General features: G+C 70.3%; 15 protein-coding genes. 10 read left to right on the top strand and 5 right to left on the bottom strand.

The window, feature by feature from the left end; translation table 11 throughout:
- Positions 1-87: 87 nt before the first annotated feature.
- From AC07FA_RS20045 to AC07FA_RS20025, 5 genes are all read left to right on the top strand, one after another.
- Positions 88-852, top strand: a complete 765-nt coding sequence (locus AC07FA_RS20045; RefSeq protein ID WP_479077091.1) for an NUDIX hydrolase — start codon at positions 88-90, stop codon at positions 850-852.
- Between the two features lie 178 nt (positions 853-1,030).
- Positions 1,031-2,764 (top strand): ATP-binding cassette domain-containing protein, encoded by a 1,734-nt coding sequence (locus AC07FA_RS20040; RefSeq protein WP_479077090.1) that lies wholly within the window; start codon positions 1,031-1,033, stop codon positions 2,762-2,764.
- A gap of 160 nt (positions 2,765-2,924) precedes the next feature.
- Positions 2,925-3,812 carry a FadR/GntR family transcriptional regulator gene (locus tag AC07FA_RS20035; protein ID WP_479077089.1) on the top strand — a complete coding sequence of 296 codons (888 nt, stop codon included), beginning with the start codon at positions 2,925-2,927 and terminating at the stop codon, positions 3,810-3,812.
- A 324-nt stretch (positions 3,813-4,136) separates the two neighbouring features.
- Positions 4,137-5,678: an RNA polymerase sigma factor gene (locus AC07FA_RS20030; protein WP_479077087.1), complete on the top strand. Its 1,542-nt coding sequence runs from the start codon at positions 4,137-4,139 to the stop codon at positions 5,676-5,678.
- Between the two features lie 134 nt (positions 5,679-5,812).
- A complete protein-coding gene (locus AC07FA_RS20025; protein WP_479077086.1) occupies positions 5,813-6,640 on the top strand; it encodes a serine protease in 828 nt (275 codons plus the stop codon).
- 113 nt (positions 6,641-6,753) lie between these two features.
- Here the strand turns inward: AC07FA_RS20025 and AC07FA_RS20020 are convergent, their stop codons facing one another.
- Positions 6,754-6,987 carry a DUF7455 domain-containing protein gene (locus AC07FA_RS20020; protein ID WP_014153643.1) on the bottom strand — a complete coding sequence of 78 codons (234 nt, stop codon included), beginning with the start codon at positions 6,985-6,987 and terminating at the stop codon, positions 6,754-6,756.
- A gap of 438 nt (positions 6,988-7,425) precedes the next feature.
- Between AC07FA_RS20020 and AC07FA_RS20015 the strand changes: the two genes are divergently transcribed.
- From AC07FA_RS20015 to AC07FA_RS20005, 3 genes are all read left to right on the top strand, one after another.
- Entirely contained in the window at positions 7,426-9,558 is a 2,133-nt protein-coding gene (locus AC07FA_RS20015; RefSeq protein ID WP_479077085.1) for a DNA gyrase/topoisomerase IV subunit B, read from the top strand.
- A gap of 248 nt (positions 9,559-9,806) precedes the next feature.
- A complete protein-coding gene (locus AC07FA_RS20010; RefSeq protein ID WP_479077244.1) occupies positions 9,807-10,250 on the top strand; it encodes a DUF485 domain-containing protein in 444 nt (147 codons plus the stop codon).
- Complete coding sequence (locus AC07FA_RS20005; RefSeq protein ID WP_479077084.1) at positions 10,247-11,854, top strand: solute symporter family protein; 1,608 nt, start codon at positions 10,247-10,249, stop codon at positions 11,852-11,854. Before AC07FA_RS20010 ends, AC07FA_RS20005 begins: the two co-directional genes overlap by 4 nt.
- Before the next feature lie 10 nt (positions 11,855-11,864).
- Here AC07FA_RS20005 and AC07FA_RS20000 read toward each other — a convergent pair whose 3' ends face one another.
- The 3 genes from AC07FA_RS20000 to AC07FA_RS19990 are packed head-to-tail and all read right to left on the bottom strand — an operon-like array spanning position 11,865 to position 15,556.
- The gene (locus AC07FA_RS20000; RefSeq protein ID WP_479077082.1) at positions 11,865-12,542 is read right to left on the bottom strand and encodes a DUF7342 family protein; all 678 of its coding nucleotides are present in this window, start codon (positions 12,540-12,542) and stop codon (positions 11,865-11,867) included.
- Positions 12,539-14,209 (bottom strand): sensor histidine kinase, encoded by a 1,671-nt coding sequence (locus AC07FA_RS19995; protein ID WP_479077080.1) that lies wholly within the window; start codon positions 14,207-14,209, stop codon positions 12,539-12,541. Before AC07FA_RS19995 ends, AC07FA_RS20000 begins: the two co-directional genes overlap by 4 nt.
- Before the next feature lie 54 nt (positions 14,210-14,263).
- On the bottom strand, positions 14,264-15,556 hold the full coding sequence (locus tag AC07FA_RS19990; protein ID WP_479077079.1) for a citrate/2-methylcitrate synthase: 1,293 nt from the start codon (positions 15,554-15,556) through the stop codon (positions 14,264-14,266).
- A gap of 121 nt (positions 15,557-15,677) precedes the next feature.
- On the opposite strand from AC07FA_RS19990, the gene AC07FA_RS19985 reads away from it, so the two are divergent.
- Complete coding sequence (locus AC07FA_RS19985) at positions 15,678-16,841, top strand: citrate/2-methylcitrate synthase (RefSeq protein ID WP_479077243.1); 1,164 nt, start codon at positions 15,678-15,680, stop codon at positions 16,839-16,841.
- Positions 16,842-16,863: 22 nt separating this feature from the next.
- Complete coding sequence (locus tag AC07FA_RS19980) at positions 16,864-17,967, top strand: CobW family GTP-binding protein (protein WP_479077078.1); 1,104 nt, start codon at positions 16,864-16,866, stop codon at positions 17,965-17,967.
- Between the two features lie 28 nt (positions 17,968-17,995).
- On the opposite strand, the gene AC07FA_RS19975 is transcribed toward AC07FA_RS19980, so the two are convergent.
- Complete coding sequence (locus AC07FA_RS19975; protein ID WP_479077077.1) at positions 17,996-20,446, bottom strand: DNA gyrase/topoisomerase IV subunit A; 2,451 nt, start codon at positions 20,444-20,446, stop codon at positions 17,996-17,998.
- Between the last annotated feature and the right edge of the window lie 188 nt (positions 20,447-20,634).

Here is a 20,634-nt window from a genome sequence, read left to right as displayed (position 1 = left end):
CCGGGTCGCGTCGGGAAGGTGTTAACGGGTGACGACGAGCGTGACGAAGGGACTGTTTATCGTCAGGCAGACGACTATGATCACGGCATGCCGCCCTACGACCCGTCGACCTTCCCGCCCTTCGCTGTCACCGTCGACCTGGTTGTGCTCACCGTGCGCCGTCACGCGCTCTGCGCGCTGGTCGTACGCCGTGGTGAGACGCCGTTCCAGGGCAGATGGGCGCTGCCCGGTGGATTCGTCAGGGCCGATGAGGATCTCGCCGCCGCGGCAGCCCGTGAGCTCGTCGAGGAGACCGGGCTGTGCGCTCACGATCCGGAGGCCCCGGCTGTCGGAAACGGCGCGCATCTCGAACAGCTCGCGACCTATGGAGACCCCGGGCGCGACCCCCGTATGCGGGTCGTCAGCGTGGCCCATCTCGCGCTGGCTCCCGACCTGCCCGCGCCGCGTGCGGGAGGTGATGCCCACAGCGCCCGCTGGGCGCCCGTCGAGGACCTGCTCGGTGCCGGGGGCGGGTTGGACCGCGAGGGTGAGCAGTCCGCACCGCTGGCCTTCGACCACGCCCAGATCCTCGCCGACGGCGTCGAGCGCGCCCGTTCGAAGATCGAATACTCCTCGCTGGCCACGGCGTTCTGCCCGCCGGAGTTCACGGTCGGTGAGCTGCGCCGGGTCTACGAGGCCGTATGGGGCGTGGTCCTCGACCCCCGTAACTTCCATCGCAAGGTCACCGGCACCCCCGGCTTCCTGGTCCCGTCCGGGGGGACGACCACCCGGCAGGGCGGCCGTCCCGCCCAGTTGTTCCGCGCGGGCGCGGCCACCGTGCTCAACCCGCCCATGCTGAGGCCGGAAGTCTGAGCCCGAGGCCGTCCCACGGTCGCCCAGCAGCCCCCTCGCGGACGGCCGGTGGGCGCCCGGAGCTCGAACGTGCGGAACACCCGTAGGTTCGCGCTGCACAAAAAGTCGGAATTGTCGCGTTATGTTGCTGCGGTACCCACCCAGCCGCCGAGCGGTCTCACCTTCCGCGAGAGAAGCGATGCTCCAGGCCATCGGACTCACCAGCCGCCCCCGCCGCGACCTTCCGCCCGCCGTGGCCGATCTGACCTTCGAAGCCGGTCCCGGCCGTGTCACCACGCTGCTCGGCGCCCCGGGTTCCGGCAAGACCACGGCCCTGCGCCTGATGCTCGAACTCGAACCGGGGCGGGGTGTCACCTACTTCCGGGGGCGGCCCCTCCACCGCATCGGCCACCCGCCCCGCGAGGTGGGGGTGCTCCTCGGAGACGTACCAGGCCACCCCGCGCGTACGGCCCGCGGCCAGCTCCGGATGCTCTGCGCCGCCGCCGGCGTGCCCGCGTCCCGGGCGGACGACGTGCTCGAGGTGGTCGGTCTCGCCGGACTCGGGGACCAGCGCATCGGGACCCTCTCGGTCGGCATGGACCGCCGGCTCGGCCTCGCCTCCGCGCTGCTCGGCGACCCCCACACGCTCGTGCTCGACGAGCCCGCGGAAGGGCTTTCGCCGCGCGAGACCAGCTGGTTGTACGGGCTGCTGCGCGCGCACGCCGCCCAGGGGGGAACGGTCCTGCACACGACCAGCGACCCCAAGGAAGCCGCTCGCACGGCCGACCGGGTCGTCACCATCGACGAAGGGCGCCTCGTCGCCGACCAGGACGTCGCCGACTTCTCCCGTACGCGACTGCGCCCGCGCGTCGCCGTCCGCACACCGCACGCCGCCCGCCTCGCCGCGGTGGTCAGCCGCGAGGCACGCGCTGCGCAGCGCTCCGTCGAGGTCGTCGCCGAGGAGAGCTGCCGGCTGTCGGTGTACGGGAGCAGCTGCGCGGAGATCGGGGACACGGCGTTCCGGCACGGGGTCCCCGTACATCAACTCGCCGACGAGGTCGGTGACGCCGGTCCCGCCGTCGCGCCCCGGGCGAAGGCCGGGCACCCGGAGTCGTCCGTCGCGCTCTCCGAACTGCCCCCGCCGATCCCGGTACGCCCGGCGCGCGGCCCGCTCCGTCCGATCCGCTACGAACTGCGCCGGCTCTTCGGCGTGCGGACAACGACCGTGATCATGGCGGCGGTTCTGGTGATCTCCGCAGGACTGTCCGTCCTGCTCGCCCGCTCCGGCGGAACGCCCCTGCCGAAGCTCCTGGCCGCCTGGCCGGCCCTGTTGCCGCTGCCCCCTGCCGCTCTCGGCGCCGGCCTGCTGGGCGCACTCTCCTTCGGGGACGAGTTCCGCTATCCCGCGCTGTCCGCCGGCCGGGGAACCGTCCCGCGCCGGATCGGCCTGCTCGTGGCCAAGCTGATGGTCTCGGCGGGCGTCGGACTCCTGCTCGCGGCGCTGGTGGTGCTGGCCGACGCGCAGGCACTGCGACTCGTGTACGCCGACGACTTGGCCAAGGTGCCGTCGAACGCCGTCCCGCTGGCCGTGAGTTGGGCCGGTCTCACGGTCGGCTGCGCCTGGGCTGGGCTGCTCGCCGCCGGCATCTTCCGGGTCACCGGAGCCGGAATCGCCGCCGTTCTGGCCGTACCCGTTCTCGTCGTCCCGCTCGTCCAGAAGGTACTGGCGGGTCCGTCCGCCCGCTCGATCGCCGGACTTCCGGGCAGGTTGCGTGAGCTGACCTGGCTGCAGTGGCCGTACGAAGCCGACCGGTGGGTGCTGGGTGTCGTGAAGGTCGTGGCGCAGCCGGTGGGGGCGGCGTTTTCCCTGTCGTTGTCAGCTCTGATCTGCGCGTATGTGATCACCAGCCTTCGAGGAAGGGCCCGTTGGTGATCACACGGGCGTCAGATGGCGACGAGCCGCCCATAACTCCCTTGGAAATGCCCGCTTTATACATATATGGCGTCAATTGCGGGGCAGGCGCCGATCACCCTTTCGTGTGCTTTTCACCAAAGACCTCAAGGGGTGAGCGGGCCGCGCCGACAAAGGATGCGTGAGTACCCTTGCGCACACCATGATGACCGCCGCCCGCTCCGTCGAATCCGGCCTTGCCGGCTCGGGCGAACTCGACCGCTACCCCTACGCGGAGGCGCCGGCCGGCGAACGCGCCGCGCTGCGTTCCTGGGGCGGTACCGATTCCGAGTTGGGACGGGCGAGCCGACGAGGGGCGGCCAGTCGAGGCCGTGGTCTCCACGGCCAGCTTGTTCAGCAGCTGGGCCAGATGATCGTTTCCGGGGATCTGGGCGCCGACCGCCCGCTCGTACCGGAGGAGATCGGCCAGCGCTTCGAGGTCTCCCGCACCGTCGTGCGCGAGTCGCTGCGCGTCCTGGAGGCCAAGGGCCTGGTCAGCGCCCGTCCGAACGTGGGCACCAGGGTCCGCCCGGTCAGCGACTGGAATCTGCTGGACCCCGACATCATCGAATGGCGGGCGTTCGGCCCGTCGCGCGACGACCAGCGCAGGGAGCTCGGAGAGCTCCGCTGGACCATCGAGCCGCTTGCCGCCCGGCTGGCCGCGGGCCACGGCCGCGAGGACCTTCAACAGCGGCTCGGCGACATGGTGGAGATCATGGGCCACGCGATGGCGCAGGGTGACGGGATCACCTTCTCGCGGGCCGACGCGGAGTTCCACGCCCTTCTGATCCAGGCCGCGGGCAACCGCATGCTGGAGCACCTCTCAGGCATCGTCTCGGCCGCGCTCCAGGTGTCCGGCGCGCCCGTCACCGGCTGTGACCGCCCGACCGAGGCGTCGCTCGGTCACCACGCGCGCATCGTCGAGGCCCTCGCGACAGGTGATTCCAGCGGCGCGGAGGCCGCGATGCGCCAGTTGCTGATGGTCCACCCGGAAGTGGAGCGAGTGGTTCCCGCGCCGCGCGAGCACTGAGCGCAGCGCGGCCGGGGTGTACGGACCACGTGTCGCCGGATCACCGTGATCCGGCGGCACAATTGTGGAGAGATGTCACCTCTGGCACTGTTCGTCGCAAATGAGGTGTGACTCGGGCCACGCGGATTGGGCGTAACACTCCTCGAAACAGTGCGATGACTTAAGAGGTGACCGTCGCGGAAGGAATACAGCAGCTACCCAGTGCGCTGTGCAGTTCTGAGGCCAAGCCCGCGCCGTCGGCAACATCCCCCGCCGACGGTCGTCGGTTCCAGCCCTCTCAGGGGCCGGGCCGGAAGCCGTTTCCATCGTTCCGAGAGGTTGTTCGTGTCGGCCAGCACATCCCGTACGCTCCCGCCGGAGATCGCCGAGTCCGAGTCTGTGATGGCGCTCATCGAGCGGGGAAAGGCTGATGGGCAGATCGCCGGCGATGACGTGCGTCGGGCCTTCGAGGCTGACCAGATTCCGCCAACCCAGTGGAAGAATGTTCTGCGCAGCCTCAACCAGATCCTCGAGGAAGAGGGTGTGACGCTGATGGTCAGTGCCGCGGAGTCGCCGAAGCGCGCCCGCAAGAGCGTCGCAGCGAAGAGCCCGGTCAAGCGCACCGCCACCAAGACTGTCGCGGCCAAGACGACCGTGACGAGGACCGTCGCGGCCACTGCCGCCCCGGCGGCCGAGAGTGCGGATGCGGCGGCCGACGACGCCACCGCTCCGGCGAAGAAGGCGGCAGCCAAGAAGACGGCTGCCAAGAAGACTGCCGTGAAGAAGACGGCAGCGAAGAAGACAGCGGCGAAGAAGTCCGGCAAGCAGGACGACGAGCTCCTGGACGGCGACGAGCCGGTCGAGGACGTCAAGGCCGGCAAGGGTGAGGAAGAGGAGGGCGAGGGCGAGAACAAGGGCTTCGTCCTCTCCGATGACGACGAGGACGACGCACCCGCGCAGCAGGTCGCCGTCGCCGGCGCCACGGCCGACCCCGTCAAGGACTATCTGAAGCAGATCGGCAAGGTCCCGCTCCTCAACGCCGAGCAGGAGGTCGAGCTCGCCAAGCGCATCGAGGCGGGCCTGTTCGCCGAGGACAAGCTGGCGAATTCCGACAAGCTCGCTCCGAAGCTCAAGCGCGAGCTGGAGATCATCGCCGAGGACGGCCGCCGCGCCAAGAACCACCTGCTGGAGGCCAACCTCCGCCTCGTGGTCTCCCTGGCCAAGCGCTACACCGGCCGGGGCATGCTCTTCCTGGACCTGATCCAGGAGGGCAACCTGGGTCTGATCCGCGCGGTCGAGAAGTTCGACTACACCAAGGGCTACAAGTTCTCCACGTACGCCACCTGGTGGATTCGTCAGGCCATCACCCGCGCCATGGCCGACCAGGCCCGCACCATCCGTATTCCGGTGCACATGGTCGAGGTCATCAACAAGCTCGCGCGCGTGCAGCGCCAGATGCTCCAGGACCTGGGCCGTGAGCCCACCCCGGAGGAGCTGGCCAAGGAGCTCGACATGACCCCTGAGAAGGTCATCGAGGTCCAGAAGTACGGTCGTGAGCCGATCTCCCTCCACACCCCGCTGGGTGAGGACGGCGACAGCGAGTTCGGAGACCTGATCGAGGACTCCGAGGCGGTCGTTCCGGCCGACGCGGTCAGCTTCACGCTGCTCCAGGAGCAGCTGCACTCGGTGCTCGACACGCTCTCCGAGCGCGAGGCCGGCGTGGTCTCGATGCGCTTCGGCCTCACCGACGGTCAGCCGAAGACGCTCGACGAGATCGGCAAGGTCTACGGCGTGACGCGTGAGCGCATCCGTCAGATCGAGTCGAAGACCATGTCGAAGCTGCGTCACCCGTCGCGTTCGCAGGTGCTGCGCGACTATCTCGACTAAGTCGTACGCGTACGCAGGCCGAGGGCCCGGACCCCATGGGGGAAGCCGGGCCCTCGGCCTTTTGCGCGCATGCGGACCGGGGCAGGCTGGATGACTCTGAGTGGACCTTGCCCACCACAGCGTCAGGAGTCCCCATGTCCCGTACCGTCCTCCGTACCGTGACCGGGGCGCTCGCCCTGACGGCTGCCGCCGCCGTGCTGCCCCTGGGCGCGCCGGTGCCGGCAGCCGCGGACAGCATCGTCGTCGGCGGACAGCCGGCACACGTCGCGGACAGCCCCTGGGTCGTGGCCCTGTCGAGCCGTGACCGGTTCGGAGGAACCAGGGCCGGTCAGTTCTGCGGGGGTGTGGTGATCGCGCCGACCAAGGTCCTCACAGCAGCGCACTGCCTCGGGAACGAGGTCCTCGGCGCCGACGTGAGCCAGCTCCGCGACCTGCTGGTCATCGCCGGCCGGGACGAACTGCTCGGGGCGGGGGGCCAGGAGATCGCCGTACGGGACGCGTGGGTCAATCCCGGTTACGACCCCGACGTGAACGCGGGCGACCTGGCGGTGCTCACGCTGTCGGGGAAACTGCCGGAGAGCAGCGTCATCCGGATGGCGAAGGCGGGAGACGCGGCCTACGAGCCGGGCACGCGTGCGGCGGTCTACGGGTGGGGCGACACCACGGGAGGCGGCGCCTACGCCTCCGCTCTGCGCGCGGCCCCGGTGCAGGTGCTGCCGGACGGGATGTGCGAGCAGGCGTACCCGGGCGGCCAGGAGGGCACGTACGACGCCACGACGATGCTCTGTGCGGGCGATCCGGAGGGCGGGCGCGATGCGTGCCAGGGGGACAGCGGAGGGCCTCTGGTGGCCCGTGGGCGGCTTGTGGGCCTGGTCTCCTGGGGCAGCGGGTGCGGGCAGGCGGGCAGTCCGGGTGTGTACACGCGGATTTCCGCGGCCATCGGCTGGATGGCCGGTCGCTGACCGGCATCGTGCACAGGGCATGAGAACGGGCGGCTTCCCCCTGGTGCTAGCGGGGAAGGCCGCCCGTCGGCCGATTCAGGAACCGGACCCTGGCTCGTCGTGGATGCGAGGTGTCAGTGTTGTTCCTCGTCGGCGGCACTTGCCTGCACGGCAGTGAGCCGATCCGTCTCATCCTGTATTTCCGCGGCGATCTTCTTGAGTTCCGGCTCGAACTTGCGACCGTGGTGGGCGCAGAAGAGCAGTTCACCGCCGCTGATGAGGACGACGCGCAGGTATGCCTGGGCGCCGCAACGGTCACAGCGGTCTGCTGCGGTCAGCGGGCTCGCGGGGGTCAGAACAGTAGTCACGTCGCCTCTTCTCTAGCTCGACGAGCTGTCGTACCAGGGTCAACATCCAACCAGGCCGAAAACGTTCCCGCTCGTGGCTTTTCTTCGAAACTTCTTCTCAGGATGGCTGTCTGTTGCCGGTTGGCGGCGAATGTGCCGTATTGCGTAGCGCTACGGTTTCGCGTTGCTTGTCTTGGTGGGTCCGTCCGTCCGGCCGGCTTGCCGGGTTGTTGATGAGGACGTGCCCGGAGCCTAAATGGTTCATGCCTCGAAGGGAACGTGATGTCCACGTCACTCCAACGAATGATCGAACGTGCATGCGAGGCTGCACTAGCATGAGGATTCCCCGTGGGTGGCGTTACAACCGCTCTACCAGGGCTCTGTAGGCTCTCAGCGGCTACCGAAGCCGAGCCCGTTACCCAGTGGGCCCCAAATGAAATTCAGCGAGGAGCGAACCGCGTGAGCGCCGATACGTCCGTGCCGTCCACTGCGCTGCTGACCGGAGCGGGCGGCGTCGTGGACAAGGACAGCTCCAACTACACCGCGCGGCACCTTCTGGTCCTTGAGGGGCTGGAGGCGGTTCGCAAGCGCCCCGGGATGTACATCGGGTCCACCGACAGCCGCGGTCTCATGCACTGCGTCTGGGAGATCATCGACAACTCGGTCGACGAGGCACTCGGTGGCTACTGCGACGCGATCGAGGTCATCCTCCACGACGACGGTTCCGTCGAGGTCCGGGACAACGGCCGTGGTATCCCGGTCGACGTCGAGCCCAAGACGGGGCTCTCCGGCATCGAGGTCGTCATGACCAAGCTGCACGCCGGCGGCAAGTTCGGCGGCGGCTCGTACGCGGCTTCGGGTGGTCTGCACGGCGTGGGCGCGTCCGTCGTCAACGCGCTCTCCGCCCGGCTCGACGTCGAGGTCGACCGGAACAGCTCGACCCACTCGATCAGCTTCCGGCGCGGGGTTCCCGGGATGTTCACGGAGCAGGGCCCGGACAGCCCGTTCGACCCGGCCAACGGACTGCGCAAGGGCAAGCGCGTCCCGAAGAACCGCACGGGTACCCGGGTGCGGTACTGGGCGGACCGCCAGATCTTCCTGAAGGACGCCAAGCTCAACCTGGAGACGCTCTACCAGCGGGCCCGGCAGACGGCCTTCCTCGTCCCCGGCCTCACCATCGTCGTCCGCGACGAGCGCGGTCTCGACGGCGAGGGGAAGACGGAAGAGACGTTCCGTTTCGACGGCGGCATCAGCGAATTCTGTGAGTACCTCGCCCAGGACAAGGCCGTCTGCGACATCCAGCGCCTGACGGGGACGGGCACCTTCAAGGAGACCGTGCCGGTTCTCGACGAGCGCGGCCACATGACACCCACCGAGGTGACCCGGGAACTCGGCGTGGACATCGCGCTGCGCTGGGGCACCGGGTACGACACCAACGTCAAGTCCTTCGTGAACATCATCGCCACCCCCAAGGGCGGCACGCATGTCACCGGATTCGAACGCTCCGTGACCAAGACGGTCAACGAGGTGCTCCGCTCGTCCAAGCTGCTGCGCGTCGCCGAGGACGACATCGTCAAGGACGACGCCCTGGAGGGCCTCACGGCGGTCGTCACCGTACGACTGGCGGAGCCGCAGTTCGAGGGGCAGACCAAGGAGGTGCTCGGCACCTCGGCGGCCAACCGGATCGTCTCCAACGTGGTGACCAAGGAGCTCAAGGCGTTCCTGACCTCCACCAAGCGTGACGCCAAGGCGCAGGCCAGGGCGGTGCTGGACAAGGCGGTGGCGGCGGCCCGTACCAGGATCGCGGCCCGTCAGCACAAGGACGCGCAGCGTCGCAAGACCGCGCTCGAGTCCTCCTCGCTGCCCGCCAAGCTCGCCGACTGCCGCAGCGACGACGTGGGCCGCAGCGAGCTCTTCATCGTGGAGGGCGACTCGGCGCTCGGTACGGCCAAGCTGGCGCGGAACAGCGAATTCCAGGCGCTGCTGCCGATCCGGGGCAAGATTCTCAACGTTCAGAAGTCGTCCGTCTCGGACATGCTCAAGAACGCCGAGTGCGGCGCCATCATCCAGGTCATAGGAGCCGGGTCGGGGCGGACCTTCGACATCGACGCCGCCCGTTACGGCAAGATCGTCCTGCTGGTGGACGCCGATGTCGACGGTGCCCACATCCGGTGCCTGCTGCTGACGCTCTTCCAGCGGTACATGCGGCCCATGGTCGAGGCGGGACGCGTTTTCGCCGCGGTACCGCCGCTGCACCGGATCGAGCTCGTCCAGCCCAAGAAGGGCCAGGACAAGTACATCTACACGTACTCCGACGGCGAGCTGCGGCAGACGCTGCTGGAGCTCCAGCGGAAGAACGTCCGGATCAAGGACTCGATCCAGCGCTACAAGGGTCTCGGCGAGATGGACGCGGACCAGCTGGCGGAGACCACGATGGACCCGCGGCACCGCACCCTGCGGCGGATCAACATCGGCGACCTCGAATCCTCGGAGCAGGTGTTCGATCTGCTGATGGGCAACGAGGTCGCGCCGCGCAAGGAGTTCATCACCAGCTCGGCCGCCACGCTCGACCGGTCGCGCATCGACGTCTGACACGCTCAGCACCCCGCGCGCGCTCAGGGGCCCTCTCCGTATCCGGGGAGGGCCCCTGACGCATGCGGTACACGCACAGTCGGGCCACCGCACGAGCGACCAGGGCATCGTCACCTGAAGAGGTGAAGTCCGGCGCATGAAGTGCCCAGGATCTTCCCGATCTGCCCATTCTTGGCTATGCGGCCGAAAAGGTCCGTGGACAAGGGAGTTGTTCGGTGGAGAAGGAAGCAGGGTTCGAGGCCGCAGCGGTGCGACCGGACGACCCGTGGTACGACGAGCCGCCCTCCGGCTGGGCCGAGCTGGACGGTACGGGCAGCGGTGTGCCCGCGGTGCCTCCCGGGCCCGCGCTGCCCCACCAGGGTCCCAGCGCGGCGGAGATCTACCTGGACGTGCAGCGCAGCGAGGCGTTCCGCGAAGTGCGGCGCCGTTACCGGCGCTTCGTGGTCCCGGCGGCGGTCGCCTTCCTCCTCTGGTACGTCGCCTATGTCGTCGTGGCGACGACGGCGCACGAACTGATGGCACGCCCGGTGGCCGGCGCCGTCAACGTGGCGATGGTCGCCGGACTCGGCCAGTTCCTCACCACCTTCCTCCTCACCTGGGCGTACGCACGCCACGCGCGGCTGCGCAGGGACCGGGCGGCGCTCGATCTGCGGTGGGACACCCAGGAGATGACGAGAGGGATCGGGCGTTGAGCGGGGACGGGTGGGGCGGCGACCACCAGACGCTGGCACTCCTGCTGTTCAGCGCGTTCATCGCGGTGACGCTCGGCATCACCACCTGGGTGGGCCGCAACCGGCAGGGCTCGGCCGAGGAGTTCTACGCCGGCGGGCGGCTGTTCTCACCCATGGAGAACGGATTCGCCATCGCGGGTGACTACATGTCGGCCGCGTCCTTCCTCGGCATCTCCGGACTGATCGCCCTCTTCGGATACGACGGCATGCTCTACTCGGTCGGCTTCCTCGTCGCGTGGCTGGTCGTCCTGCTCCTCGTGGCCGAACTCGTCCGCAACTGCGGTCGGTTCACCCTCGCCGACGTGGTCGCGGCGCGCATGGCGGAGCGACCGGTGCGTACCGCGGTGGGCACCTCGTCCGTCACCGTCTCCGTGCTGTACCTGGTGGCGCAGATGGTGGGTGCGGGCAGCCTCGTGGCGCTGCTGCTCGGCGGTACGAGCGATGCCGCCCGCTCCTGGACCGTCGTGGGGGTCGGGGCCCTGATGGTGATCTACGTGTCGCTGGGCGGCATGCGGGCCACCACCTGGATCCAGATCGTCAAGGCCGTCCTGCTGATGGCGGGAGCCGTCGCGCTCACGGTGCTCGTGCTGGTGCATTTCCACGGCAACGTCAACGCGCTGCTCAACTCCGCCGCCGAACGCAGCGGCCACGGGAAGGACTTCCTGGCGCCGGGGCTCCGGTACGGCGGCAGCTGGACGGCCCGCTTCGACTTCATCAGCCTGGGCCTGGCGCTGGTGCTCGGCACGGCAGGTCTGCCGCACATCCTCTCGCGCTTCTACACCGTGCCCACGGCCCGCGCCGCCCGTCGTTCGGTCGTCTGGTCCATCGGACTCATCGGCAGCTTCTATCTGATGACGATCGTGCTCGGCTTCGGTGCGGCGGCGCTGGTCGGCCCCGCGGAGGTACGGGCGTCGAACGCCTCCGGGAACACGGCTGTCCCGCTGCTGGCCCTGGTACTCGGCGGAGGCGAGGGTTCCACCGGCGGAACGGTTCTCTTCGCCGTGGTCGCGGCCATCGCCTTCGCGACCATCCTCGCGGTCGTCGCCGGGATCACGCTGGCCTCGTCGGCGTCCGTGGCCCACGACCTCTACGCCTCGCTCAGGCGCCCCGGCGCCAAGCAGCACAGCGAGGTGGCGGTGGCCAGGGTCGCCGCCGCGGGCGTCGGTGTGGTCGCGATCGCGCTCGGTCTTCTCGCCCAGGACCTGAACGTGGCGTTCCTGGTCGGCCTGGCCTTCGCCGTGGCGGCGTCGGCCAACCTGCCGGCCCTGCTCTACTCGCTGTTCTGGCGGAAGTTCACCACGCGCGGAGCCGTCTGGGCGGTCTATGGCGGTCTGGTCCCCGCCGTACTGCTCGTGCTGCTCTCACCGGTCGTCTCGGGCAGTCCCACCTCGCTCTTCCCCGGTGTGGACTTCCAGCTCTTCCCGCTGGAGAATCCCGGACTCGTCTCCATCCCGCTGGGCTTCCTGGCGGGATGGCTGGGCACGGTGACCTCGGCGGAACCCCCCGACGAGGCCAGGCACGCGGAGACCGAGGTCCGCTCCCTGACCGGGGCGGGAGCGGTGTGAACAGGCCGGGTCAGCCGCCCGTGGCCCAGGTGTAGCGGTGTTCCGGGCGGCCCGTCTCGCCGTATCTCAGGGTCAGCCGGACCCGCCCGGTCCGCTCCAGCAGTTTCAGGTAGCGCTGCGCGGTCTGGCGGCTCATCCCGGCGCTCTCCGCGATCTCCTGTGCCGAGAGCGGCTGGTCGGCGGTCCGCAGCGCCTGCCGGACGAGTTCCGCCGTGGTCGGTGAATGTCCCTTGGGGAGGTCGGGCTCGCCGACGGTCCACAGGGCGCCGAACAGCCGGTCCACCTCGGTCTGCTCGGCCTCCCCGCCGCCTTCCAGCGTCCGGTGCAGGGTCGCGTACGCCTCCAGCTTGGTGCGCAGGCCCGCGTACGTGAACGGCTTCACCAGGTACTGGAGCGCGCCGTGGCGCATCGCGGCCTGGACGGTGGCCACATCGCGGGCCGCGGTCACCATGATCACGTCCGTGTGGTGGCCGAGCGCACGGAGTTCCTGGACCACGGAGAGGCCGTTGCGGTCGGGCAGGTAGTGGTCGAGCAGGACGAGGTCGACGGGAACCTCCGCGATCCTGGCGAGCGCCTCGGCGGCGGTGTGGGCCTGGGCGGCCACCCGGAAGCCGGGGACCTTGGCGACGTACGCCGCGTTGATCTGTGCGACGCGGACGTCGTCGTCGACGATCAGCACCTCGATCACGGGGCTTCTCCCGTCGTCGCCGGTGGGGCGCCCGGAGCCTCGGGGGCCTCCGGCTGGTGCAGGGCCTCCGGGAGGACGACCGTGAACACGGCCCCGCCCTCCGCGGCCGTGGCGACGGCCACGCTTCCGCCCTGGCGCTCCGCCAGCCGTCGTACCAGCGCGAGTCCCAGACCGCGTTTGCCGTGCGCCGGGAGCTCCTTGGTGGACCAGCCCTCCGTGAAGATGGATTCGCGCTGGTCGGCCGGTACGCCGGCGCCGCTGTCCCGTACCCGGAGAATCACCGTACGCCCCTCCGCCCGCAGCCCCACCTCGATGAGGGCGTCCGCCGACCCGGCGGCCGCGTCCAGAGCGTTGTCGACGAGATTGCCGAGGACCGTGACCAGGCCCCGCGGGTCCACCAACCGGTCCGGGAGCAGGGTGCCCGGCGCCATGCGCAGCGAGACCCCGCGCTCGGCGGAGACCGTGGCCTTGCCGACGAGGAGGGCGGCCAGCAGCGGATCGTTGATCCGCTCGGTCACCTGCTCCGCGGTCGCGCGGTGGACGCCGACGACCTCGGTGACGAACTCCATCGCGTCGTCGTGCATGTCCAGCTCCAGCAGCCCCAGGAGGGTGTGCAGCCGGTTGGCGTGCTCGTGGTCCTGGGCGCGCAGCGCGTCGATCAGGCCGCGGGTGGAGTCGAGCTCGCGGCCCAGGTGTTCGAGCTCCGTGCGGTCGCGGAGGGTGGCCACGGCCCCGCCGTCGTCGGTCGGCATCCGGTTGGCGAGCAGGACGCGGCTGCCGCGTACGGTCAGCAGGTCGTCACCGACCACCCTGCCGGCCAGCACGTCCGCGGTCCTGCCCTCGCCCAGCGCCTCGTCGAGCGGGCGGCCCGCGGCCTCCGGACCGAGGCCGAGCAGACGCTGCGCCTCGTCGTTCAGCAGCCGGATGCGTCCGGCCCCATCGAGCGCGACGACCCCTTCGCGGATGCTGTGGAGCATCGCCTCGCGCTCCGTGAGCAGCGCCGAGATGTCGGAGAACGCCAGGTCATGGGTCTGCCGCTGGAGCCGGCGGGAGATGAGGTACGCGGCGAGCGCACCGACCGCCAGCGCTCCGCCCGCGTAGGCGAGCAGCCCGGGGATCGCCGCCAGCAGCCGGGCGCGGACACTGTCGTACGCGATGCCGACGGAGACCGCCCCCACGATCCGGTCCGAGGCGTCGTGGAGCGGCACCTTGCCGCGGGCGGAGCGGCCGAGTGTGCCGCTGTCGATCTCCATGACGTCCTGGCCCGCGAGCGCCTCACTGGGGTCCGTGGAGACGACTCTGCCGATCTGCCGGCTGTCGGTGTGCGACCAGCGCACTCCGCGCCGGTCCATCACGACGACGTACTCCGCGCCGGTGGCCCGTCTGATCCGCTCGGCCGCGCTCTGCACGGGGCCGCCCGGGGTCGGCTCCGTGGTCAGCAAGGACGTGGCGATCTGGGACTGGGCCGCGGTGCTCTGAGCTATGGCGAGGGCGCGCCGCATCGCCTGGTCGTCGAGCTGGGCGCTGAGAGGGGCCAGGAAGAGGCCGGTGACCAGCACCGTGACTCCGGTGATGATGGTCAGCTGGATCAGCAGGACCTGGGAGAAGACCCTTTTCGGCCAGCCGAGCCGGCGGGGTCCCCGGGCGGTGGTCGGCGGGGCGTTCACCGTACGAAGGTAAAGGGCGGCCGGGTCCTTTCCGAAATCCCCCTCGTGGACCGGCTATCCGGCGGCCGTTGGCGCGGGCAGGGGCTGCGGGGGGCGGGGGCCCTCGTACTGCCCGCGGGGCCGCATGCGCAGCGGGCGTTCCGTGTACTCCTCCAGGGCGTGAGCGATCCAGCCCGCCGTGCGGGACACCGCGAACACCGTCTCGCCCGCTTCCGCGGGCATGCCGCACGCGACCGAGAGGACCGCGAGCGCCAGGTCGACGTTGGCGTGCAGGGGAGTGCGGCGGGCGGTGGTGGTGACCACGTCACGGGCCGCCGCCAGCACCTGGGCTGCCTGCGGCACGTCCGCGAGCAGGGCGAACAGCGCCGTCGCACGGGGGTCCTCGCCCGTGTAGAGGCGGTGGCCGAGGCCCGGCACCCGGCGGCCGGTACGGAGGTGGTCGGCGACGACCGGGGCCGCGCTGCCCCGCTCCACGACCTCGGAGAGCATGCGGTGGGCGAGGCCGCTGGCGGCGCCGTGCAGCGGCCCCTCCAGGACGCCGAGGCCCGCCGAGACCACGGCGTAGGGATGGGCGTGGGCGGACGCGGCGACCCGGGCGGCCAGCGTCGATGCCGCCAGGTCGTGGTCGGTCAGCAGGGCGAGGGCGGTGTCCAGGACGGCGAGCGTGGCCGCGTCGCCCCGCTGAGCGGTGAGTTTCGGCCACAGCTGACGGGCGATTCCCGTATCGCCTCCCTGGGCGGGGAGGTCCCGCCCGCCGGCCATCGGCAGGGCGCCCACCAGGGTGGGGATCAGGCCGCGCGCACTGCTGAGGACGCCCTGCGGGCTGAGGTCGAAGCGCAGCGGATCGGCGGCCGCCGCCGCGACGAGCGCGACCCGCAGGCGGTCGGTCGAGCCGCTGTGCGCGGGCAGCGCGTCGACGGCCCGTCGCGCTGCCGCGAGCGATACGGGCGGCGCGGTGAAGCGGACGCCTGGCCGGAGCTCGCCGGTCCAGATCCACTCGGCGACCTCCTCGTAGCCGTGGTGGCGGGCCAGCTCCGTCGCGTCGACGCCACGGAAGTAGTACCGGTCGTGGTCGATGAGCGTGATGCCCGTACGGAAGACGAGGCCGCCGTCGGCGGGTGCGGGCTCCCTCCGTCCCGTACGCCGGGCCAGGGCTCTGACCTCTGCTTCGTCGAAGGTGCTGCCGCGTCCGCCGGGGGCGCGCCTGCTGCTCAGCTGGCCCCGGCTGACGTACGCGTACACGGTTTCGGGCTTCACGCCCAGCAGCTCGGCGGTCTCCCGTGTGGTGAGCCGGCGGCCCTCCGCCGTGTCTCCCGGGTCGGCACTCCGCGCTGCTTGATCCGTCATGGTCCCCACCGTATCCATCCGTGCGCACATTGATTGAATCAATATTGACACGATCAGAGTCAAGCATGGACAGTCGAATCAATACATGGAGACCCCATGGATCACGGAAGCGAGTCCCGACATGACGGCCATGACCACTGACACCGCACCGCTCGACGTACCCCGCGGCCTCGCGGGCGTCGTCGTCACCGATACCGCTCTCGGTGACGTCCGGGGGCGCGAGGGCTTCTACCACTACCGGCAGTACTCGGCGATCGAGCTGGCGCAGAGCCGCACCTTCGAGGACGTCTGGTACCTGATGTTCCACGGCGAGCTGCCCGACCGGGCCGCCCGCGACAGCTTCACGGCCCGGACGGCGGCGCTGCGCCACCTGCCCGCCGAGGTCGTGGAAGCGCTGCCCGCCATTGCCGGGGCGGGCGCCGTGTCCGGCCCGCTCGCCGGGCTGCGTACGGCTCTGTCGCTGCTCGGAGCCCGCGCCGGTTTCCGCCCGGTGTACGACATAGGTGCCGAGCGCCGCCGTGACGACGCCCTCGCGGCCTGCGCCGCGGTCCCGACCATCCTCACCGCCCTGTACCGGCTCGGCCAGGGGCTCGAACCCGTCGAGCCGCGCGACGACCTGCCGTACGCCGCGAACTACCTGTACATGCTCACCGGCTCCGAGCCGGACGCCGCACGGGTCAGGGCCGTCGAGCAGTACCTGATCTCCACCATCGACCACGGCTTCAACGCCTCGACGTTCACCGGCCGGGTCGTCGCCTCCACCGGCGCCGACGTGGCCGCCTGCCTGGTCGCCTCGGTCGGCGCGCTCTCCGGACCGCTGCACGGCGGCGCCCCCAGCCGCGCCCTCGACACGCTGGACGCGATCGACACCCCCGACCGCGTCGACGGCTGGATCCGGGAACGGGTCCTCGCGGGCGAGCGCATCATGGGCTTCGGGCACCCCGTGTACCGCACCGAGGACCCGCGTTCGCGGATGCTGCGCTCCCTCGCGCAGGGCTTCGGCGGGCCGCTCGTCGACTTCGCGGTCGAGGTCGAGCGGCAGGTGGAGGCGATCCTCGCCGAGCTGAAGCCGGGGCGTGAGCTCCACACCAACGTCGAGTTCTACGCGGGAGTGGTCATGGAGCTCTGCGGACTGCCGCGCGAGATGTTCACGCCCACCTTCTGTGCGGCGCGTGTGATCGGCTGGAGCGCCAATATCCTGGAGCAGGCGGAGGACTCGAAGATCATCCGCCCGGCGGCCCGTTACACCGGCACGCCTGCGCCCCAGCCGGTCCCGGCCCCCTGACCGTCCACGAGAAAGGCCCCCGTTGACCCCGCCCCGCACCCCGCAGATCCCGGTCATCGTCCTGGCGGGCTTCCTGGGCTCCGGAAAGACGACGCTGCTCAACCATCTCCTCCGGCACCGCGCGGGCAACCGGATCGGTGTGATCGTCAACGACTTCGGGTCCATCGAGATCGATGCCATGACCGTCGCTGGACAGGTCGGTTCGACCGTCTCGCTGGGCAACGGCTGTCTGTGCTGCGCCGTCGACGCGAGCGAACTCGACACCTACCTGGAGACGCTGACCAGGCCCGCCGCCCGCCTCGATGTGATCGTCATCGAGGCGAGCGGCCTGGCGGAGCCCCAGGAGCTCGTACGCATGCTCCTGGCCAGCGACAACCCGCGCATCCGGTACGGGGGACTGGTCGAGGTCGTCGACGCGGCCGAGTTCGAACGCACCCGGGACCGGCACCCGGAGATCGACCGCCATCTCGCGGTCGCCGACCTCGTCGTGCTGAACAAGACGGACCGGGTCGACGACGCCGGACACCGCCGGCTGCGTGAGGCCGTCGCGGCGGCGGGCAGCCGCGCGGCCGTCGTCTCCGCCGCGTACGGACGGATCGATCCGGGACTGCTCTTCGACCCGGTCCTGCGGCCCGACGAGGACGAGCAGGCCCGTCAGCTCACCTTCGAGGACCTCTTCCTGGAGGAACGGGCCCAGGCCGGTGAGGAGCACGCGGACCATCTCCACACGGCGTACGAGAGTCTCTCCTTCACGGCCGACGTCCCCCTGGATCCCCGCCGCTTCATGAGCTTCCTCGACACCAGGCCCGAGGGGCTCTACCGGATCAAGGGGTTCGCCGACTTCGGCGCGGGGGACCCGGACCACCGGTACGCCCTGCACGCGGTCGGCCGCTTCCTGCGCTTCGTTCCGCAGCCGTGGGGGCGGGGCGAGCAGCGGATCTCCCAGCTCGTGCTGATCGGTTCGGGCATCGACGCGGAGGCGCTGCACAAGGAGCTCTCCGACTGCCGCGAGAGCGCCACACCCGCACCGGACGCCTCCCAGGACCGGGAGCGGAGCATGTGGGGCATCCTGCGCTACGTACACCAGCCGGACGCGCACCACCCGGACGACGACGCCCGCCTCTAGCCGAGGCGCCGTCGTCCGGGGCCGTCGGCTACACAGGCCCGGCGATCACCGCGACCGGACTCGTCAGCGGTGTGCCCGAACCGTCACGGCGCGGGTCTGGCTCCGGCAGCTGGGCCGGCGTCCCGTTCTTCTGGGCCGCCCGTGCCGGGACCGCGCCCGCCCAGGCGAAGACGAGCACGTCCTCGCCCTTGAGGAACCGCTGACACCGCACACCACCGGTGGCCCTGCCCTTGCGCGGATACTGGTCGAACGGGGTGAGCTTCGACGTCAGCTCCGAATCGTCCAGCGTGCCGTGCGACCCCGCCACCGTGAACACCACCGCGTCCGCGGCCGGGTCCACCGCGGTGAAGGAGAGCACCTCGGCCCCCGCCGCGAGCTTGACGCCCGCCATACCGCCCGCGGGGCGGCCCTGGGGCCGCACCTGAGCGGCCGGATAGCGCAGCAGCTGGGCATCGGACGTGATGAAGACCAGGTCCTCCTCACCCGTACGCAACTCGGTCGCGCCCACGATCCGGTCACCGTCCCTGAGCGAGATGACCTCCAACTCGTCCTTGTTGGCCGGGTAGTCGGGCACCACCCGCTTCACCACCCCCTGCAGGGTGCCGATCGCCAGGCCGGGCGAGGCCTCGTCCAGCGTGGTGAGACAGACCAGCTCCTCGTCCGTCTCCAGCGAGAGGAACTCCGCGACCGGCGCCCCTCCCGACAGGTTGGGGGCCGCGTGCGTGTCCGGGAGCCTCGGCAGATCGATCACCGAGAGCCGCAGCAGCCGGCCGGTCGAGGTGACCGCGCCCACGTCGCCGCGTGCCGTCGCGGCGACGGACGACACGATCACGTCGTGCTTGGCGCGCTTGGCGTCCTCGCCGATGACGATCGGGTCGGCGTTCGCCGTACGGGCGAGCAGCCCGGTCGAGGAGAGGAGCACCCGGCACGGGTCGTCCGCCACCTCCAGCGGTACGGAGGCGACCTGCGAACCCGCCGACTCCAGGAGCACCGTACGACGGTCGGTGCCGAACTTCTTGGCCACCGCGGCCAGTTCGCCGGAGACGAGCTTGCGCAGCTCGGCGTCCGAATCGAGGATCGCGGTCAGCTGGTCGATCTCCGCGTTGAGCCGGTCGCGCTCGCTCTCCAGCTCGATCCGGTCGAACCGGGTGAGCCTGCGCAGCGGAGTGTCCAGGATGTACTGCGTCTGGATCTCGCTCAGCGAGAAGCGCTCCATGAGCCGCTCCTTCGCCTGCGCCGAGTTGTCGCTGTCCCGGATGAGACGGATGACCTCGTCGATGTCGACCAGGGCGACGAGCAGGCCCTCGACCAGATGCAGCCGGTCGCGGCGCTTGCTCCGGCGGAACTCGCTGCGCCTGCGCACCACCTCGAAGCGGTGGTCGAGGTAGACCTCCAGGAGCTCCTTGAGCCCCAGGGTGAGCGGCTGGCCGTCGACCAGCGCCACGTTGTTGATGCCGAAGGACTCCTCCATCGGCGTGAGCTTGTAGAGCTGCTCCAGCACCGCCTCCGGTACGAAGCCGTTCTTGACCTCGATGACCAGACGCAGGCCGTGCGACCGGTCGGTGAGGTCCTTGACGTCCGCGATGCCCTGGAGCTTCTTCGCCGAGACCAGGTCCTTGATCTTGGCGATCACCTTCTCCGGGCCGACGGTGAAGGGAAGTTCGGTGACGACGAGGCCCTTGCGGCGGGCGGTGACGTCCTCCACGGCGACCGTGGCGCGGATCTTGAACGTGCCACGGCCTGCCGCGTACGCGTCCTTGATCCCGCCGAGGCCGACGATCCGGCCCCCGGTCGGCAGGTCCGGACCCGGGACGAACCGCATCAGGGTCTCCAGGTCCGCGCCCGGGTGCCTGATGAGGTGGCGGGCGGCGGCGATGACCTCGCCCAGATTGTGCGGCGGCATGTTGGTCGCCATGCCGACCGCGATCCCGGTCGTGCCGTTGACCAGGAGGTTCGGGTACGCGGCGGGGAGGACGACCGGCTCCCGCTCCTGGCCGTCGTAGTTCGACTGGTAGTCGACGGTGTCCTCGTCGATCGACTCCGTCATCAACGAGGTGGCGTCGGCCATACGGCACTCGGTGTACCGCATGGCGGCGGGCGGGTCGTCGTTACCGAGCGAGCCGAAGTTGCCGTGTCCGTCGACGAGCGGGAGGCGCATCGAGAACGGCTGCGCCATGCGCACCAGCGCGTCGTAGATCGACGCGTCGCCGTGCGGGTGCAGCTTGCCCATGACTTCGCCGACGACGCGGGCGCACTTCACATAGCCGCGGTCGGGGCGGAGCCCCATCTCGTTCATCTGGGACACGATGCGGCGGTGCACCGGCTTCATGCCGTCGCGGGCGTCGGGCAGGGCCCTGGAGTAGATCACCGAGTAGGCGTACTCGAGGAAGGAGCCCTGCATTTCGTCGACGACGTCGATATCGAGGATTCTCTCCTCGAAGTCGTCCGGCGGCGGGGTCTTCGTGCTGCGGCGGGCCATCGCTGCTGCGACTCCTTCACGGATTCTGTTCGGGCAACCTCAGGTTCTGACGCGGACCATTGTGGACCGCCGCACTGACAACGCCGACCTCGACCCGTCCGAAGCGGTCCTGCGGGCCCCGCGTGAGGCACCGTTTACGGCAGCATCTACGACAACATCAACGGATCGGGAACTTCGCCAGGTGTCGG

Source organism: Streptomyces sp. NPDC045968, from assembly GCF_056430475.1.
This window is presented reverse-complemented; position numbering and strand designations above follow the sequence as displayed.

Coding starts and splice junctions, on each gene's coding strand:
- AC07FA_RS20045 (WP_479077091.1), top strand. CDS start 88: ATGCCGCCCTACGACCCGTCGACCTTCCCGCCCTTCGCTGTCACCGTC.
- AC07FA_RS20040 (WP_479077090.1), top strand. CDS start 1,031: ATGCTCCAGGCCATCGGACTCACCAGCCGCCCCCGCCGCGACCTTCCG.
- AC07FA_RS20025 (WP_479077086.1), top strand. CDS start 5,813: ATGTCCCGTACCGTCCTCCGTACCGTGACCGGGGCGCTCGCCCTGACG.
- AC07FA_RS19990 (WP_479077079.1), bottom strand. CDS start 15,556: ATGACGGATCAAGCAGCGCGGAGTGCCGACCCGGGAGACACGGCGGAG.
- AC07FA_RS19985 (WP_479077243.1), top strand. CDS start 15,678: ATGACGGCCATGACCACTGACACCGCACCGCTCGACGTACCCCGCGGC.
- AC07FA_RS19975 (WP_479077077.1), bottom strand. CDS start 20,446: ATGGCCCGCCGCAGCACGAAGACCCCGCCGCCGGACGACTTCGAGGAG.